Annotated in this window: 17 protein-coding genes; 5 read left to right on the forward strand and 12 right to left on the reverse strand. The window is 58.7% G+C overall.

Features of this window, described 5'->3' with window-relative positions:
• Positions 1 to 136: 136 nt before the first annotated feature.
• The 6 genes from AX756_RS20910 to AX756_RS20925 all read right to left on the reverse strand — a co-directional run bounded on the left by AX756_RS20910 (position 137) and on the right by AX756_RS20925 (position 5,966).
• A complete protein-coding gene (locus AX756_RS20910; RefSeq protein WP_082739238.1) occupies positions 137 to 1,825 on the reverse strand; it encodes a recombinase family protein in 1,689 nt (562 codons plus the stop codon).
• Complete coding sequence (locus tag AX756_RS20915) at positions 1,822 to 2,877, reverse strand: tyrosine-type recombinase/integrase (protein WP_068316639.1); 1,056 nt, start codon at positions 2,875 to 2,877, stop codon at positions 1,822 to 1,824. The genes AX756_RS20910 and AX756_RS20915 overlap by 4 nt, the downstream gene beginning before the upstream one ends.
• On the reverse strand, positions 2,874 to 4,586 hold the full coding sequence (locus AX756_RS20920) for a site-specific integrase (RefSeq protein ID WP_068316643.1): 1,713 nt from the start codon (positions 4,584 to 4,586) through the stop codon (positions 2,874 to 2,876). The genes AX756_RS20915 and AX756_RS20920 overlap by 4 nt, the downstream gene beginning before the upstream one ends.
• A gap of 146 nt (positions 4,587 to 4,732) precedes the next feature.
• Positions 4,733 to 4,900: a helix-turn-helix domain-containing protein gene (locus tag AX756_RS25215; protein ID WP_082739240.1), complete on the reverse strand. Its 168-nt coding sequence runs from the start codon at positions 4,898 to 4,900 to the stop codon at positions 4,733 to 4,735.
• Complete coding sequence (locus tag AX756_RS25790; RefSeq protein WP_156461598.1) at positions 4,897 to 5,091, reverse strand: hypothetical protein; 195 nt, start codon at positions 5,089 to 5,091, stop codon at positions 4,897 to 4,899. Before AX756_RS25790 ends, AX756_RS25215 begins: the two co-directional genes overlap by 4 nt.
• A 131-nt stretch (positions 5,092 to 5,222) precedes the next feature.
• Complete coding sequence (locus AX756_RS20925) at positions 5,223 to 5,966, reverse strand: hypothetical protein (RefSeq protein ID WP_068316647.1); 744 nt, start codon at positions 5,964 to 5,966, stop codon at positions 5,223 to 5,225.
• A 437-nt stretch (positions 5,967 to 6,403) separates the two neighbouring features.
• Between AX756_RS20925 and AX756_RS20930 the strand changes: the two genes are divergently transcribed.
• The 3 genes from AX756_RS20930 to AX756_RS20940 all read left to right on the forward strand — a co-directional run bounded on the left by AX756_RS20930 (position 6,404) and on the right by AX756_RS20940 (position 9,386).
• Positions 6,404 to 7,969, forward strand: coding sequence for an arylsulfatase (locus AX756_RS20930; RefSeq protein ID WP_068316700.1), 1,566 nt, complete (start codon positions 6,404 to 6,406; stop codon positions 7,967 to 7,969).
• 153 nt (positions 7,970 to 8,122) lie between these two features.
• A complete protein-coding gene (locus AX756_RS20935) occupies positions 8,123 to 8,497 on the forward strand; it encodes a DUF4345 domain-containing protein (RefSeq protein ID WP_197431103.1) in 375 nt (124 codons plus the stop codon).
• Positions 8,406 to 9,386, forward strand: coding sequence for a DUF302 domain-containing protein (locus tag AX756_RS20940; RefSeq protein WP_231701127.1), 981 nt, complete (start codon positions 8,406 to 8,408; stop codon positions 9,384 to 9,386). Before AX756_RS20935 ends, AX756_RS20940 begins: the two co-directional genes overlap by 92 nt.
• A gap of 157 nt (positions 9,387 to 9,543) precedes the next feature.
• Here AX756_RS20940 and AX756_RS20945 read toward each other — a convergent pair whose 3' ends face one another.
• From AX756_RS20945 to AX756_RS26895, 3 genes are all read right to left on the reverse strand, one after another.
• Entirely contained in the window at positions 9,544 to 10,209 is a 666-nt protein-coding gene (locus AX756_RS20945; protein WP_068316657.1) for a hypothetical protein, read from the reverse strand.
• Between the two features lie 490 nt (positions 10,210 to 10,699).
• Positions 10,700 to 12,202, reverse strand: a complete 1,503-nt coding sequence (locus AX756_RS20950; protein ID WP_068316660.1) for a BCCT family transporter — start codon at positions 12,200 to 12,202, stop codon at positions 10,700 to 10,702.
• A 533-nt stretch (positions 12,203 to 12,735) separates the two neighbouring features.
• Positions 12,736 to 12,969: an enoyl ACP reductase FabMG family protein gene (locus tag AX756_RS26895; RefSeq protein WP_438938418.1), complete on the reverse strand. Its 234-nt coding sequence runs from the start codon at positions 12,967 to 12,969 to the stop codon at positions 12,736 to 12,738.
• A gap of 441 nt (positions 12,970 to 13,410) precedes the next feature.
• Between AX756_RS26895 and AX756_RS20955 the strand changes: the two genes are divergently transcribed.
• Together AX756_RS20955 and AX756_RS26675 are read left to right on the forward strand one after the other, a co-directional pair.
• Positions 13,411 to 13,770 carry a potassium channel family protein gene (locus AX756_RS20955; protein WP_068316662.1) on the forward strand — a complete coding sequence of 120 codons (360 nt, stop codon included), beginning with the start codon at positions 13,411 to 13,413 and terminating at the stop codon, positions 13,768 to 13,770.
• A 136-nt stretch (positions 13,771 to 13,906) separates the two neighbouring features.
• Positions 13,907 to 14,032: a hypothetical protein gene (locus AX756_RS26675; protein WP_269432972.1), complete on the forward strand. Its 126-nt coding sequence runs from the start codon at positions 13,907 to 13,909 to the stop codon at positions 14,030 to 14,032.
• A 362-nt stretch (positions 14,033 to 14,394) separates the two neighbouring features.
• On the opposite strand, the gene AX756_RS25795 is transcribed toward AX756_RS26675, so the two are convergent.
• The 3 genes from AX756_RS25795 to AX756_RS20965 form a co-directional block, all read right to left on the reverse strand.
• Complete coding sequence (locus AX756_RS25795) at positions 14,395 to 14,586, reverse strand: hypothetical protein (protein ID WP_156461599.1); 192 nt, start codon at positions 14,584 to 14,586, stop codon at positions 14,395 to 14,397.
• Positions 14,587 to 14,746: 160 nt separating this feature from the next.
• Positions 14,747 to 15,646 (reverse strand): SMP-30/gluconolactonase/LRE family protein, encoded by a 900-nt coding sequence (locus AX756_RS20960; RefSeq protein ID WP_082739241.1) that lies wholly within the window; start codon positions 15,644 to 15,646, stop codon positions 14,747 to 14,749.
• Positions 15,646 to 16,653, reverse strand: coding sequence for an AraC family transcriptional regulator (locus AX756_RS20965; protein WP_163886826.1), 1,008 nt, complete (start codon positions 16,651 to 16,653; stop codon positions 15,646 to 15,648). Before AX756_RS20965 ends, AX756_RS20960 begins: the two co-directional genes overlap by 1 nt.
• Positions 16,654 to 16,828 lie beyond the last annotated feature (175 nt).

Genomic DNA, 16,828 nt, shown 5'->3' on the forward strand with positions numbered 1-16,828 from the left:
CAAGCGGCCAAGCGCGCAGTCGCCGAAAAGGTCGGCAAACCGCCCTTTCTGTTAGATGTTGCGGATGCGGAATGGCCTTAGATGGCGGTTCTCTCCCGTCCGTCGCAACGTAGATTCCAATGTCCGCTTTCGACGATCATGTCAGTCTATGAGTGGGATGAAGACGGCACGCCAATTGAGTTCGGCAACGCTGGTTGCGAGCCCCCGCAACCACTTTTACCGAACTCAGCGATGCCTTGGTCCTGCCATGGCCATCGCGAGTTTCGGTGGTGGCCCCCAAAACCACAAGTGCTTCGATATCGCCATCTAGCTGGACCTCCCATCCGGAGGCCGCGTGAATGATCCGAACCTGCGTGATCAGTTGGCGAAGAAGCGCGAGGGCTTCGTCGCGAATGCCGGGGTCCTGGATGGACTTGCCGAGTCGTTCGACCTTTTGCCGGTAGATTGCGGAAAGGTTCGGATGCAGCCGTACAGGGGACGGAGGCGGTACCGATACTCGTGCTTCCAGTTCGGCCTTATCAGCCTCCAGGGCCTCCAGCTTCGCCATCAAACCCGGTGTACGAAGCCCATCCGCGATCGCATCGTAGAGACCGTCAAGCTTGTCGCTGACGAGTTTGTGCTGTCTGACCAGTTCCGCACGCTTAGCTTCTTCTGCATCACGGCCAGAGTTGACCTCGCTGTGATACGCCTGAATGAAAGCTTCCACGGCTTGCGGCTGCATCAACCGTTCGCGAAGCAGATTGAGGACAAAGCCCTCCAGGACTTGGCGCCGTATGCCCTTTCGTTGGTCGCAGGTTCCCAGCTTTCGCGCATTGGAACAGGCGAGGTAATCACGACCAGCAGAAGCAAACACGCCACCGCAGGTGCCACAATGGAGAAGCCCAGTGAGGAGATGTCCCGGTCGACGATGCTCCCAGAAACGGCTCTTCTTAATTCCCTGGACCGCTGGGGTCGCATCAATCGCAGCCTGACGTTCCTTGACCCGATCCCATACGCCATCGTCTACAATGCGGAGGTGAGACGCATCTTCAACGATCCATTCGTCTTGCGGATTGATGCGAGAGACGCGCTTGCCAGTTGCAGGGTCTTTAACATAACGGAGCCGGTTCCAGACTAGGCGACCGACATAGAGCTCGTTGTTGAGAATGCCCGTGCCACGTTGGCGATGGCCTCGAATGGCCGTGTCGCGCCACATGCGACCGCGGGGCCCCGGGATGCCGTCTGTATTCAGATCCCGTGCGATAGCCTTGGGGGACTTTCCAGCGGTAAAGGCCTCGAAGATTCGACGGATGGTGGCCGCCTCGGCCGGAACGATCTCGCGATCGCCTCTCTCCTCGCCCGGGACGACCGCGTAGCCGTAGCAAAGGCCACCGGCGCTCTTGCGCGCTCTGATCCGGCCCTCAAGCCCGCGACGGGTCTTGTCCGCCAGGTCCTTCAGATACAGCGCGTTCATCGTCCCCTTGAGGCCGATGTGAAGTTCGCCAATTTCGCCCTCCGAGACTGTCTCCAGCCGCACACCGAGGAACCGGGCGCGTTTGAAAAGACCCGCAATATCTTCCTGGTCACGCGAAAGACGGTCGAGTGCTTCGGTAAGGATGACGTCGACCTTGCCCGTTTGCACCGTCTGAAGCAGATCCTGGTAACCAGGTCTCAGAACAGACGCGCCGCTAATCGCCCGATCCTCAAACTCGCCGGAAACCACCCAACCCTTGGCCTCCGCATACGCCCGGCAGCGTCGAACCTGATCCTCGATCGAAGCGTCGCTCGACAGATCGGAGGAGTACCGCGAATAGATAGCTGCCCGTTGCGTGTCAGATTTGCTCATTGAACCTCCTTGTCGCACAGAATGGCGTCGACGCTGTCGTTCAGCAGGCGAACGGCGTCGAGTTGCCGGGCGAGATTGTAATGTTTCTGGGTTGTTTCATAGGAGCCGTGGCCGAGCACGGCAGCGGCGGCCCGAACGTTCTTCGGATCCCGGATCGCCAACATGGTTGCAGCCGCGTCGCGGAAACGGTGCGGGCTGATGGCGACGCCGAAGGCCTCTTCGGTATGACGCCTGATATTGCAGGCCAGTGTATGGGCGGAGAGCGCCCCGCCACCCCAACGGGAGATCCAGAGCATTCCAGGGTCGCGGTGAGGCCCGAGCAGAGTCGGCCGCCAATGATCTGCGTAGCGATCGAGAGCCGGCAGCAGTGGCTCCGGCCAGCTCATATCGATTGGCACGCGGGTCTTCGTTTCCTCACTCGGTATGACGATCCGCAAGACACCGGCAACGTTCCGCAGATGAACGCCGATCCGAAGGGCGGCGAGGTTGGACCGGCGCAAGGGCCGGTTTGCACAGAGGGCAATGATAAGGCCGTCACGATACCCAACCGCATTATAACGCGGTGGTCCGAACGCGCCATTCTCCGCCCGGCTCATCAACTCGTGTCCAAGATCGATCAGCTCGACAGGGTCCCGCAGTTGGCGGCGTTTGTCACGGCTCGGCGTCTTCGGCAGTCGGTCAAGGATCTTGCGAAAGACCTCTGGGGAATGAGCCTGATCCATCAGAGCAAGGGCGTGCCCGAGGCCTTCGACCCGCATGCGAACGGTCACCGGTGCAACACGATCTCGCATCCAAGTAGCATATGCCGCAAGGTGTTCCTGGGTCACACGGCTTGCGGGTGCGGCCTGCGGGTCAAGAAGCCCCTCATCGGAAAGCCACGCAAGCCAGTGACCATACTCTTCGGCATACTTCTCGCGCGTTTTTGGCCTAAGGTGAAATCCGGGACCCGCGTCGTCCAGCCAGTCCTCGCCGACAAATGCAGCATTCCAGGCGTCGCGGTCAACTTCCGGCCAATTCAGAAGATGGAGGCACCAGGTTGCAGAGGGTTTCATCGGTCGTGCCTTCCATTGCCTGATGTGGTGGCACGAATGGCCTTGTCGTAGAGATCGATGGCACGATCGCGCTGCAATGGTGCGTAATAGGTCGCCGTTGTCGTGATATCGCGATGGCCAAGAACCTGTCGCGCAATCTCCTGACCGGTCGGATTCTGGTCGAGGATGATCTTTCCAGCAACGGCGCGGAACTTGTGCGCAGTCATCCTTACCCCGAGGCGGGATTCCGTGAGATTGGCAATCTGGTTGCTCAGAAGTGAGGCGCCCTTGGGTCCATCCATCTCTCCCGGAAACAGGTAGAGATTGTCTGTCCGCGCGAGGCGCGGCCGGATTTCTTCCAGGTACACATTCAGTAAGTGAGCGACGCGGTTGGGCAACGGATACTCGAGATCCTCGCCATTCTTGACCTCCTCGCCGGGTATCCGGATGTGGCGGCGACGTTTGCGGCCAGCGCCGATTTCCAACAGGTGCCGCTCAAGATGGAGTGCGGCAAGGTTCTTCGGGCGGATCGGCGCACAGATCAGGATGGCGATTGCGAGTGCAACCTGCGCCTCGATGAGGTCGACGCGTTTCCGATCCTTGTTGCGGGCGATTTCCTCGAACACTTCGTTCGGCAGCAGAATGAGTCGGCGCAGCAATGCCGGGTCGTTGAGGTCGCGCAGCACCCGGCCGGTCGCCTCGCTCATTTCGTAGGTGTTGATATCGAGTGCGCGCTTGATCCTGTTCAGCTGGGCAATCTCTTCTTCCGGCGCCCTGACCCAGTGGCGCGCTGTCGACAGGGCATGGGCAAGAAGGGTGTCGAAGGACTTGAGCTTGTCCTTTCCATTTCGCTCCCGGATGTATCGCAGGGCACGTTTCACGACGTCCGGACGAACAACCGTCCTCAAATCCGGTATGTCCGAGGGCGGCATGCCACCCGCGACAGCCGCCGACGCAATCCGGTGCAGCGCTACAATCTTGTTGTCCGCGCTTTCGGGCCGGATCGGTTTGACAGGGCTGTCGATATCGAGAATGTCGCCACAGAGGGCATTGCGGTATTCATTCAGTTCTTCCGCCAGGCTTGGTGGAAACTCCGACAAAGGCACAATGTAGCGGTCGCGGCGATCGGGAACCGCCACCCGCAAGGCCGGCCAGTCCACTTCCAGATCTCCGGCTTCATTCCAGAACCGCCGCGTATCACGGCTCACGGTTTCCGGCGCCTTAACGAGACTTTCCTGCATCAACGCGCGGTCAAAGTCGGCAAAGTCGTCTTCTGCAATGTCGTCCGGCCCACGTCCACGCGTCGATGCAAACCGAATGAAACGACTGAGTGCGATCCGGAATGGCCGTTGTGGCAAGGCCTCCCAATAGGGTTTCCATGTATCCGAGATCGGCGACAGGTAACGCCCTGGCATAACATCAAGCCCTTGTTCGCGGAGCGCCTTGTTCAGAATGCTCTTCGCGTTGCGCCAGGAAGTGATCCTGAGCCCGACGCGTGCCGGAACAACCGATGCAAGCTTCTTGCGCAGGAAAGCTGGATGGGCCGGGATTGCCGACAATGGCAGGCCGATTGCACGGCCTGCCGTGCGGATTGCCGAGGTCCGGGCGGTTTTCTCAGCCTTGGTCAGCCGATCATCGGCGGCGATCCGATCCAGTACCTCTTCTAGGGTTGGGATCGTCGGATCCGCGAAGGGATTGGCGTCGGATTGTGATACAGTAGTTTGTGACATGCGGTTCCTTGTGATGCCATGAGATGACATCTGACATGAATCATGATTACTCTATATCACAGAAGGCGTGGTTCTAATTTGGCGAGTAATCATAATACCGACCCACCGATGTGACTTGCGAAGACAGATAATGCGCTGATCTGCCATTACACCTGGCGGCAGGAGGCGATGTAACGCTTGAGATCATCCTCACTAACGCGCACCGACCGACCGATCCTGTGAACCGGAATCACCCCTTCTTCGATCAAACGCCTGACAGTCCGGACAGAGAGTTGAAGCTCTTTGGCCACCTGCTCAACCTTCAGCATTTTCATGAATGATCTCCTTTTTCCTGGCCGGGCGACGACTCGCAGCGCTCCGAATTGGCCGATGTCCCCCCAGCTCGACCGAGAAGCCGGGCGAGCGAGATCAGAACGACATCGATGCGCTTAAGAGGCTCGACACCTACGCTGGGTCGGCGGTCGTCCTCATTGGACGGATCGAGGATTTTGCGTTCCTTGGACACGTTCGTCGCCTAGTGGGTTTTACTGGCGTGAATTGTCCAAGAACGAACGGAAATGAGCTAAGGAGGCAATTCGGACCAAGCTAGAGAGAATTTCCTCCTTGGTGCACACGAGGTGGATTGGAGGTCGTCCCTCAGTCGTCGTCGAAAGATCGCATGTGCTCAGGCAACGCTGCGTCTCTTTCTTTGCGTTCATCAAAGACTGTTCTGATTGCTGAATCCGTCTTTGGGGCTTCGTTGCCGAGCAAAGCATCGAACGCTGACTCGACGTACCGTGAGAACGCACTCACTTCGGCGCCTTCAATCGGATCATAAGTGCGCCAAGCGTGCTTTTCAGTGACGTACTCAAAGATCTCCCGCAACGTCTCAACCGACGCGTGAAGAGAAGTGTTTTCCCTTCGACCTCGCGGCAGTTCTTCTGCTGCCGATGCCTGCACTGCAGGAAGCAGTTCATCAACCGTGCCGCGCAGCGCGTCAAACAAGTGCATTGTGTAGTGTACACGAAGTCGGTGCTGAACATGGCGGCTCGTTTGATAGGCCACGTCGCCCGAGGTCGCATCCAATTGATCTTTCAAACTAGACATGCGTTTCGCCAACGATCTGGCAGAGTTTCGGGTGTGCTTTAGGCGCCCGGCGGGATCTACGACGCTGTCTTCCGAAAGCTCGATCTTGGCCCAATGCTGAAGCAGGTTGCCGAGTTTTTGTCGGTCAGCAGGACAATCATTTGCCTTAAGCTCCTCGGAGATGGCATCGATCGCTTCAGTCGACATCGCGCCCTCAACCCGCGCAATCATCTCAGCATCAACCCCGTGCTTCCAGTCGCCTTCCTTCGAAAACTGCTCCAGGTACCATTCGGTTGGTGGTTTCCAGTTCGACATAGGCAACCTCGTGCAGCGAGTCAGGACGCATTTCGCAAACGATACCGGCGCAAAAAGACTCCACAAACTCGTTCCTTCGCTCGGCACCGACGAATGTTCGCAAACCGCCGTTCAGACCCTTCGCCGAACAGGCTTCCAACCAACGTTCTGCGCCGCCGCATTGGACAAGGTGGGCGGACAGAAGACATTCGCCGCAAGAAGTACCAAGGTCTGGTCACCATGGATACCTGGGATATCGATGCGCGCCCGAGTGACTATGCCGCTGGCTTTCCCTCAGATTGGTCCCCATTGGACGTCAATAGCGGGACCCGGTTGGACGTCGTTTGACATCACTGGCAGTGCAAAAGAACGGACACTTGCCTACACGGGCGTTTGGGATAGCTTACCCATCAAAGAGCCATCGTTCGCACAAACGGGAGTGACCAAGAAAAATGAAGATGTTTGCCTTGCCCCTTGTGGCGACCCTCACAATCACCGGTCTTTTCGGCGGCGGGGTGAGCGCGGCTTCGGATCAGCCAAATATTCTGGTCATCATGGCAGATGACGTCGGTTGGGCGAGCCTTGGCAGCTATCACGGAGGCATCAAGAGCATTCAGACGCCGAACCTCGATCAACTGGCTGCTGAAGGCGCACGTCTGACCGACTATTACGCAGAGCCGAGCTGCACCGCCGGACGTTCTGCCTTCCTGACCGGCCAGTTCCCTGTGCGAACCGGTATGCATACCGTGGGCCTTCCCGGCGATCCGAAAGGATTGAGCCCCGAAGATCCTACTCTTGCCAACATGCTGAAATCGATGGGATATGCCACGGGCCAGTTCGGAAAGAACCATCTGGGTGACCTGAACCGGTTCCTGCCGACGGTGAAAGGCTTTGATGAATACTGGGGGTGGCTCTACCACCTGAACGCAATGGAATATACCAGCGATCCCGACTGGCCAACGGACCCGGAATTCGCTGAACAATTCGGCCCCCGCAACGTCATCCATGCCTTTGCGACCGAGGAAGACGACCCTACCGAAGACCCCCGCTGGGGCCCGGTCGGCAGGCAGCGCATTGTCGATGACGGTCCGGCCCCGCCCGAGCGTCAGAAGACTCTGGATGTCGAGGTCACCGCCCATACGCTCGATTTCATCGACCGCGCGGTTGAGGCCGAGACGCCGTTCTTTGTCTGGATGGCGCCAGCACGAGCCCATGTCTGGACTCATCTCAGCCCGGAATACGAAGCCCTTCTGGGCGACGGGCGCGGGCTTCAGGATGTCATCATGCGAGAGCTGGACGACACAATCGGCAAGGTCCTGATCCATCTGGAGACGCTCGGCATCGCAGACAACACGATCGTCGTTTTTACCTCGGACAACGGACCGGAGACGATGACCTGGCCGGATGGCGGCACCACACCGTTTCATGGCGAGAAGGGCACGACCTGGGAAGGCGGTTTCCGGGTCCCCGCGATCATCCGCTGGCCCGGCACGGTCCCTGAAGGCCAAGTGCTGAACGGTATCTTCAGCGGAATGGACTGGATGCCGACGTTGGTCGCGGCGGCGGGCGGGCCCGAGGATCTGCCGGCCGAACTGCGGGCAGGATACGAGGGCTACCAGGTGCATCTCGATGGCTACAACCAGCTTCCCTACCTGACCGGGGAGGACGGAGATAGCAGCCGCAAGGAGTTGATCTATTACGAAGGCCCGGATCTGCAAGCCGTCCGTTATAACGACTGGAAGGCCCATTTCGTGGTGCAGAACCAGGGCTGGGCTGGCGCCAAGGAAGAGCTGAACGCGCCCCTCCTGTTCAACCTTCGGCGCGATCCATATGAGAAGGCGGCCGAGGAATCCGGCATGTATACCCGCTGGATGGGCAACAAGATGTGGGCCTTTGGTCCAGCCGCACGGCTGGTTCAGCAGCATCTGGCGACCTTTGCCGAGTTCCCGCCGCGTGGGTCCGCGGTCACCAATCAGACCCATGTCGAAGAACAGATCTCGACCGAAGGCGGGATCTCGCAATAGGTATCCGAATACGGAAGGCAGCCAGTGGGTGCCTCCACCGCATTTATCACGCTCGGCCACTTCGAATATGTGTTTCGAGCCAAATGGACTCTGTCGGGGAGAATCCAAGGACTGTCCCGCAGCACACCCCGACGTTATTCGATAGGAATGAAAATGACTGACCGCGTTGTCCTGTTGCTGGCATCCATCGGCCTTGTCCCCATCGCCCTGTCCTACGGGTTGGTGCCCTCGCAATCCCTGTCTTACCTGCTCGGCATCCCGGTCGAAGGCGTCAATCACACGCATATCTTCCGGGCGATCATGGGCCTCTACTTCGCGAATGTCGCGTTCTGGCTTGCAGGCTATTTCACCCCATCCCTGCGGGTTCCAGCGCTTTGGAGCCTGCTGATCTTCATGGGAGGTCTTGCCGCCGGTCGCGTTCTGAGCCTGATCGTCGATGGCTTTCCGGGGCCGCTCCTTATCTTTTATCTTGTTGCGGAACTGGGGTTCGCAGGGCTTGCCTTGCGCGGCCTGCGTCGTTCAGGCTGAGTTCGGTCTTCAAGGAGAATCTCCCATGCGCACACTGAATCTGAGCTCCGCGCTTGCGACCGCAATCCTGGCCTTCAGCACCATCGTGAAAGCGGACGACGCGCCTCAGACGGCCGTCGATACCTCCTTTGATGCCATCAGGGCCGCCGTTCTCTTCGCGGGATATGAACCCGTCATCGACATTGACCACGCCCGGTTGGCGGCAGAGGCCGGAGAGGAAATGCCCCCGTCGCGGGTGCAACTGTTTTCGAACCCCGAGGTTGAGGCACAGATCCTGCAGCAGGATATTCGCGCCGGGCTGGACCTGCCGTTCCGGGTCTTGTCGTTTGCCGAACAGGGACAAGCAAAGGTCCTCTACACGGATGCCGATTTCCTTGCCATCCGGCACGGGCTTGATCTTGGCGCAACTGGCGAGGCCTTCGACTCGACTTTGACGGAGATCCTTGAGGCGGCGTCCGTCGTCGCTGAACCGGCGCGTACCAAGGGTATTGTAGAAGGTTTTGGCATCATCGAACTGACATCAGCCTTTGGTTTTGACACGACCATAGACCGGCTGAAACAAAGCGTGATGGCGCAAGGTGACACGATCTGGTTTGGCGAGGTGGACTTCACGGCGCAGGCAGACGCGGTTGGCGTCGATCTACCCTCGGCGACCTTGCTGTTGTTTGGCGGACCCGCTCCGGGAGGGGTCGCGATGGCGCAGTTTCCGGCAATAGGCCTGGATGCTTTCTGTCAGAAGCTGCTGGTCTACACCGCCGATGACGGATCCGTGCAAGTGATCTTCAATGACATCGCAGCGCTTGCCGAATTGCACTACGGCAGATCGGCCAAACCTCATCATGGCCTCAACCAACGCCTCACTGAGACCTTTACCGCTGCGGTGAACTGAAGGACCTTGGCTCCAGCAGGCTTCGACGACTGACCGGATAAAAAGGGCCTCCATCGGAGCCCTTGCAGATTGGGCCGGGCATCGTTGTCAGCTGCGCCCATGGGGCAATGCTGGCCTCCCAGACTTTCCGGTCGGACCGTTGGCCCCCGTAAATGGTTCACTCGGAGCAATAGGGGCTCGCGTCGCTGCCCCAAGTGGCCCAATCTCTGGGACACAGGCACATGACATCTCCTAAAACGGTGAGACGAACACGCTTCACGACCTGATCGTCGTCTTCGAAATCGGGCATCCGACGGATGAGTTCTCCAAGCCTTTGGGCATCATCCGTGGCCACCGCGCAGATATCCTGGACATGGTATTCGTGAAGCATATCAAATACCTTGCAATGGGGTTCGACGCAGTTCAGAACTCCCTGCCAGGTCGATTGAAAGTGCGAGAACTCCTCCGCCAACGACGCCTCGACTTGGCCAACCTCGACCGGGGTAAGCTTCCCCAGATTCGCTGTCTCAAGCCCCTCGAAGAGCGCCTCGTAGGCGGGATTTCCGCGTTTTTCGAAAAATTTCTCGGAAGCTTCAGCTGTGTTCTCTCCGACTTCCAGCGCGGTCTGCCTCGAAAGCTCCGAAACCGTCCGCTCAATCAACTGGAACTGCCGCGCCGTATCACGCTCGGCTTCGATCAATTGATCGTACTGCAACCACAGACCTGCGGCAGCAAGCATCAACCCGGGCATCGCAACCAGGCCGACAACAACTCCGACCGTTGAGTCCCACCGTTCGCACCATTTCCTGAACCGTTCCAGTCCACTGTCCTTGTCCTCGGTCATGGTGCGTGATCTCCAAAACTGCCTACCAATTTCAACGGACGACCTACGACTGAAAAGAGATCCTCACGCCAACGGCGATCTCGTCTGGACGCGAAGAGTGGTTGCCCGGATTGTTCACTTACGTAGATCGCGCCATATCATCAACCGACACATCCTTATCCCCACTATGCCCTGCCAGAAAGTGCCGCAACGACTGAGACGGGTTGGCGGTCCCGATCGGATCTTTGCTGTGAGATGGACGAAGGTCCGGACCGGGCCGGTTTCGTCGTTGCGCCATGTCGCTGGACAGCTCCAACTTCGCGGGAGCAGTTCGGGCGTCGGGTTTCAAGAACGCCGCGGTGAGTTCGATCCCCGGCAATCAGTCAGCAGATTTATCGCTAAGTATATTTCACGACCCAAACTCACGGATCCGGTTTCGCCGCCAGCCAGATCAGAAAGCCGATATAGGCAAAGACGATGAGGTTCAGGACGGTATCGAGCGGTGCCCCCATCATGAGCGGGTCTCCCTGCCAAGTGAGCGGAACAGGCAAATCACGAGTACCGGAACGATGAAGACGAAAGCGATGGCGGATAGAGCGATGATCGAACGGACCACCCCGATATCCCCGACGAAGATCATCGCCAGTCCCAATGCGCCCAACACACCACCCCAGATCGTGCGGAGGCGCGGTGAGGGGTTTTCGTCCCCTCCTGCGCCAATCATCGCCAGCGTGAAGCCAGCACTGACTACACTTGTTACGACGAACAGGAATGCGGCGACCACGGTGGCAGTGCGGGTCACCATGTCGAGTGGAAACTTTTCCAGCAGCGCGAAGGTCGTTGCGTCGAGATTCTGCTGGTTGATCGCCGACAGGGCGGCCTCCTGGCGCAGGGCATCGAAGAAGCCCAGCCCACCGAACCCGCCGAACCAGAGGATCGAAAAGAGGGTCGGCACGACGATGACACCGGCAAGGAACTCACGGATCGTGCGCCCGCGCGAGATGCGGGCGATGAAGATCCCCACGAAAGGCGACCATGCCAGCCACCAGATCATGTAGTTCAGCGTCCAGTCCTGGAACCAGTTTACGATCTCGGGGCCGAAAAACTCCACGGTCGAGAAGCCGGCGGGTAGGACATGAAACAAATAGCGCCCGAAACCCGAGACGATGCCATTCATGATGTAGGAGGTCGGCCCGAGGATCACGAGATAGGCCAGGAGTCCGATCGCAATCAGCATGGCGGCGTTGGAGAGCTTGGCCATGCCGTCTCCGAGGTCCCGGCGCAGCGGAATGGTGAAAGCAACACACATGGCGACAAAGATCGGCAGCGTCAGAGTCGCAGGTTTCTCTACCCCAAGCAGGCCGGCGAGCCCGGCCTGAATCTGGAACACCCCCATCGCCAACGATCCGGCAAGGCCGACGGCGATGGCGACAATGGAGAGCAGGTCGAACAGCCACGCCATCCCGCGCACCCAAGGTGCGGTTCCCAGTGCATCCAGAAGCGGCGCACTCAACAGGAGATTTCCGCCCCGGCGGAAGGCAAAAAATGCAATGATCAGTGCGACGATGCCGTAGATGGCCCAGGCGTGGAACCCCCAGTTGAGATAGGTCACGAAGAGCGCCTCTCCGGCTGCTTTCGAGTCGGGCGAGAACTGGCGCAGCGTTTCGAAATGGGTTAGCGGCTCGGCAGCGCCATAGAACAAGAGCCCTACGCCCATCCCTGCGGCGAACAGCATCGCGATCCAGGCCGGGGTTGAGAACTCCGGCTCGGCATCATCCGGGCCCAGGCGGATATGCCCAAAGCGTGAAAGAGAAAGAAAGATGGCCACGAACAGAAGGCCACTCGCTTCCAGCATGATGAACCACCCGCGACTGTCGAACTGCACGGAAACGGCTTTCGAGGCCAGTTCCCCCAGCCCGGTCGGATCGAGGAGCCCCCAAAGGGCAATCGAGGCGCTGATAGCCAGGGCGATGACAAGAAGGCTGCCGGGCCCTTTCCCATTCGGCTGTGACACTTGTAGCTCCCCATTCTCCCGGCCGATGTTGCAAACACAGTAGGCCGCTCGTGCTGAGACGAGCAACCCGCAGCCGCAGCGTGTCTACACTATGAGTTCGCCGGAACTGACGATCAATCTGCCGGCATAGACTGGCGACAAGGAAAACGTTCCTGGTGAGTGAAATCTTGTTTCTCCGTGCTCGTTCCGGCCGTTCGCCGTCGCACGGACGAATGACCGGAAGGGGCCGAAAGCGACAGAGCCCAAGAGGGCGTATTGGTCTATGAGCGAGCAACAACACACCGTCGCGAACGGCCCGTTCCGGTCCTTCGTTCCGGCTGCGGCATATGGCTGGAGCAAACCGTTCTGGGCAATGGTGCGGTCTGAAGGAATGGAAACACTGGCGAACTGCTTTGCCGCAATCTGCCGGTCCGGGCGACATCGTCAATCCGTCTTCAACCTGTCGCGCCTCGAAAGTGACCAGTTGGAAAGGATGCAACAGGCTCAGCGAACACATTTCTGCTAAGGTTGCATGAAAGCCGTCCAACCGTCAGTCACGATAACTGGTTCGCGACCAGATCATGGTCCAGCCACAGAACCGGTCCCTCCGGGGCACTGCTGGAGGCAAATTTCAATTGACCGGTGGCATTCACCACATGGAAGCTTAGCAAATCGCTGATTAGCGCCTTTCGGTCTAAGTGAAGGGGCACGATCTGCTGCGAAATGCCGACGGTTTGATCGACTTGCTCAGAGCAGGGCCCGGCAGAACTCCTGAACCACGCTCGGATTGGTCCTCGCGGACCAAGGCGCCTTGGTAACCGTTAGCTATATGGGGAGCACGTTAGCCAACGCGCCAGTCGCGCCCAGACTGGCCAACTTTTACTCCGCCCCATGGCAGGATCTTGCACCGCCGTTGACAGGAGGCGGGTTGCGGAGTTCTGACTGACGCAAGGTGACTCGGAGGTGGGTTGTCAGAAGGGCCGTTGCGCCGTCGTCTTCTGTTCCCATTCCCACCGGCGGGTGAATGTCGCCAGCAACTGTGTTGCTCAGGTGATCTGTGAGGTCCATGTTTGGCGTGACCTGCACAGCGCGTTTGCGATGGAGGCACGCTTGCGGGCGACAGCGATGTCCCTGTGACCTCGTTGAAATACCTCCCATTGCCTGCGCCCGAGAAACCGTGCACCCATGTTGTACTGCAATGCCCTTGGCTTACCGGGAGGTTCCAATTCATGATGGCGCTTGGTCTGAACCTGCTTCGTCTTCTGAAGGCAATTGTTCGCTCCTGGAGCGTTCCCGATTTTCGGGCCGGATTGGCGCTTGCGATATTGATACTTCTGTCGGGCACCGTGTTCTACCGCGGCGTTGAAGGGTGGAGTTGGACGGATGCGCTCTATTTCAGTGCCACCACGGTATCGACCGTCGGCCCCGGGGATCTGTCGCCGGAGACCGACCTTGGTAAGATTTTCACCGTCGTATACATCTTTGTCGGCGTGGGAGTCTTCGTGTTGCTGTTTACCCAATTCGCCCGCGCCTTGATCCACGTTCAGGATGAGAACACGGACAAGGAAATGACGGCAAACCAGGAGTGACCGGCCCGTTAAAGGAGACGGCGAAGGCAACGCCCTCTGAGACCGAACGGTGGGTTCGGAAGGGATTTCCCGGCTCCCGCATCCTGATTGATTACTGCGCGTGCACCGCAAGCCGGTTCCGGCGCAGGAGTTGTGAATGCTGCCTGGTGTCCGCAAGGCCGTACAACAAGGCATGATCACTCAGGCGATGTATCTGCGCGGATTGCTGAGGAAGATCGGCATGAAGGTGGGCCCCACGTCGCGCGGGCCGTTCCAAATTTGAGTTCGAGAACTGGCGAACGGCGACGCGATGCTCCCGGCGACGACAGAACCGGCGGGCCTTGCAACAGCGGCGCACCGACGGGAATTGGCTGGCCTGCAACGGCTGGTTCCGCTTGTTCAAACGTGCCGGATCCAGGGTCGGGCTGGCGCCACACCCAAATCAGCCTGGCGAGCACGATCTCACGAGTGGTATGACGAAGGCAGGGGACGCCAAGGACCTACTGGATCAACAGGCCGCCGAACCCAAAAGCCCGCTTGAAGCCGTCATCGCTTTACGTCCCGAATTGGCCGCCACCGCCTAAATCCTCCAACTCATTCCCGGTATCGGTCCGGTCGCCAGTACAACGTTGATCGCCGCCCAACTCATCGCCCCAAGCGATGACTGCCGGGCAAAGGATCCCAGAACTCGGTCAGATTACTGGCGAACAGGCCGTAGTTTCCATAGGCTTGGCTCTCATTGCCGACGACACTGATGCGATGTTTGGCAAACACGACATCGCCGGCCTGCAACAATTGCTGCGACGCTTGATGAACCAAGCTGCTTGTAGCGAACAATCACAACCCACCCTTTTGGTCATGCACGGATCCGCTGCCCAAGGCATGCAAGCAGCACAATGTCGAGTCCCAGCCGTCGTCCGGAGCCCGTCACAATCGCAAACGCTTTTGCGAGGCGCGTCAGATTTGGGCTACTACGGCGATCTGAGAAACACAGTTGTTAGACGAAGATGTCGGATCTTGGATATCCGGCGCTGGGGACATCGACCTCTTCCTTCTCTATTCGACCTTTTTTCTCTGTCATAGCAACAGGATCACCGGTGCAAACATAGAGTGTTCTGCCGTCTTCACCGCCGAGCATGCATGCAATTCCACCTTGGGAAAGGACCACTTCAGCGATAGGTTTTCCATCGGGAGATATGCACACGACCTTGGCCTCGAGCGGGTTCGCAACCCAGACGTTGCCAGCAGCGTCCAGACAAATTCCGTCTGGAGCGGATTTGCGGGTAAAGGTTTTTTCGAGATCTTCAACCACGCCGAGATCGTCGAAGGCGACAAGGACATGATGGTCCGACAGCGCACCATTTGCTCCGATTTGGTATCGTGACAGACGACCGGCGAATGATTCGCCGACCGTCAGGATGCGACCGTCAGGCGAGATGGTCAGGCCGTTTGGGAAAGGCAGGTTGTCCGAGACAACTCGCGCATTCCCGTCGGTCTCTGCAACAATGAGCCGCCCGGAAACGTAGGGCTCTGCGCCGACCTGAAACCCGCTGTCGGAGATATAGATGCGGTCGTCGGGCCCAACAATCAGTTCATTGGGATAGGTCGCGATTCCGTCGAGATCGAGGAAGGTCGAGAACTCGGACTCACCGGGGCGACGCATGAGGATCTTGCGGTCGAATGCGGCGGCAAGGACTGCGGTCCCGTCGGATAGAAAATCCATTCCGGCAGGGCCACCAGAAACCGGGATACTGAGCGTTCGCGTGCCATCCGATGAGAACGCCCGAACCCCGGAGTCATGGGCAAAAGCCTCTGTGATCCAGAGTTGTCCTGCGCGCCAACGCGGGCTTTCAGGCCATACAAGGCCGTCACAAATGACTGTGGTGGCGGGAGACATCAGTTCAACATCCGTTCTGCGCGGGTACGTCCCAAAACCTCGGAGGGGCGCTCACCGAACTGCTCGAAAAAACATTGCGCGAAACGCCCAGCCTTCGTGAAACCCGCATCCATTGCCACCTGCTTAACCGAATGTGGCGGGTTGTCCTTGTCCGTCAGTCTCTCGTGGGCGGCACACAGCCTGAACGACATCAGGCATTTGTAGGGTGCGAGCCCATGCACTTCCTGGAAACACTCGAAGAGACGTGTCTGGCCGACCCTGGTGGCCGCACAGATTTCCGACAGGCTCGGCACGGAGGCCGAGTGCGCAAGTGTGAGTTGCCGCGCCTCGGCAACAACATCGACCGCATGACGTCGCAAACCATTGTATTTCGAGTTTGTTCTCAACGCCGTTCTGAACTCCAGAGCCAACACATCCAGGAAGTCTCGCTCGGCCACTTCATGCATGAAGTGCAATTCCTGACGCGCTTCTTGAGACGTTTCCGCTTCTATCGCCGCATCGATTTGTGTCGCAATGGCGCGCATTAGCATAGGGCTTGGTCGATGAACTGACGCCCTGAAGTCGAAGGAGTCGGCACAATGGCCAAACATTGAGCGCATTGCAGCTTCGAGCGCATCGCGTTTCGGCCCTAACGTGAGGGCGTCGCGATTTTCGCCCCTTGTCGTGTAGCCGTTCGGATTGTTCGTCAGAAAGGCTTCGCCCGCACGGGCCTCTCGACCGTCAAACACATAGCTTCCGTCCCACGAAAGGGGAATGTGCAGCGTGATCCACTCCGGATCCGGAACGTTGTAGGCGGAATACGCCTGTGGCACGTGCATGCGCGTGATTACAGTGTTTCGACCAGCGAGTTTGAAAGCGTGCATAGCCGGGGGCTTCTTCCCCAGAAAGACAATGCCGCCTTCGCGAACCGGCAAGCCGCGGCTCTGCTGACGCATGGTCGAGATCTTGCGCAGTCCAGAGGCCTCGCCCGCGCATGGAGATGGGATAACCCCGGCGCTTTTATCCATGAAACTCATCGCCAATCAAATGTACTAACCTTGCCTATAGCGAAAGATCTTAGCTCATTGAGCGAAAGATTCGGGCCTTCAAAATGTTAAACCTTTCGTGAGCAACCGCTAACACTGTCAGACAAAACCGAAGCCTCGAGGTGTCAGCCCAATGCTCACGCTCAATCGCAGAACC

The sequence above is a fragment of the Aliiruegeria sabulilitoris genome (assembly GCF_001558155.1).
In the GTDB taxonomy this organism is placed as follows: domain Bacteria; phylum Pseudomonadota; class Alphaproteobacteria; order Rhodobacterales; family Rhodobacteraceae; genus Tropicimonas; species Tropicimonas sabulilitoris.

Bases quoted from the DNA above. Each gene is read 5' to 3' on its own strand.
- AX756_RS20940 (WP_231701127.1), top strand. From the start codon at position 8,406: ATGGCTTTCCGGGGCCGCTCCTTATCTTTTATCTTGTTGCGGAACTGG.
- AX756_RS20910 (WP_082739238.1), bottom strand. From the start codon at position 1,825: ATGAGCAAATCTGACACGCAACGGGCAGCTATCTATTCGCGGTACTCC.
- AX756_RS20945 (WP_068316657.1), bottom strand. From the start codon at position 10,209: ATGACCGAGGACAAGGACAGTGGACTGGAACGGTTCAGGAAATGGTGC.
- AX756_RS26675 (WP_269432972.1), top strand. From the start codon at position 13,907: ATGCTGCCTGGTGTCCGCAAGGCCGTACAACAAGGCATGATCACTCAG.
- AX756_RS20960 (WP_082739241.1), bottom strand. From the start codon at position 15,646: ATGTCTCCCGCCACCACAGTCATTTGTGACGGCCTTGTATGGCCTGAA.
- AX756_RS20920 (WP_068316643.1), bottom strand. From the start codon at position 4,586: ATGTCACAAACTACTGTATCACAATCCGACGCCAATCCCTTCGCGGAT.
- AX756_RS25215 (WP_082739240.1), bottom strand. From the start codon at position 4,900: ATGAAAATGCTGAAGGTTGAGCAGGTGGCCAAAGAGCTTCAACTCTCT.
- AX756_RS20935 (WP_197431103.1), top strand. From the start codon at position 8,123: ATGACTGACCGCGTTGTCCTGTTGCTGGCATCCATCGGCCTTGTCCCC.
- AX756_RS20925 (WP_068316647.1), bottom strand. From the start codon at position 5,966: ATGTCGAACTGGAAACCACCAACCGAATGGTACCTGGAGCAGTTTTCG.
- AX756_RS20930 (WP_068316700.1), top strand. From the start codon at position 6,404: ATGTTTGCCTTGCCCCTTGTGGCGACCCTCACAATCACCGGTCTTTTC.
- AX756_RS20955 (WP_068316662.1), top strand. From the start codon at position 13,411: ATGATGGCGCTTGGTCTGAACCTGCTTCGTCTTCTGAAGGCAATTGTT.
- AX756_RS20915 (WP_068316639.1), bottom strand. From the start codon at position 2,877: ATGAAACCCTCTGCAACCTGGTGCCTCCATCTTCTGAATTGGCCGGAA.
- AX756_RS20965 (WP_163886826.1), bottom strand. From the start codon at position 16,653: ATGGATAAAAGCGCCGGGGTTATCCCATCTCCATGCGCGGGCGAGGCC.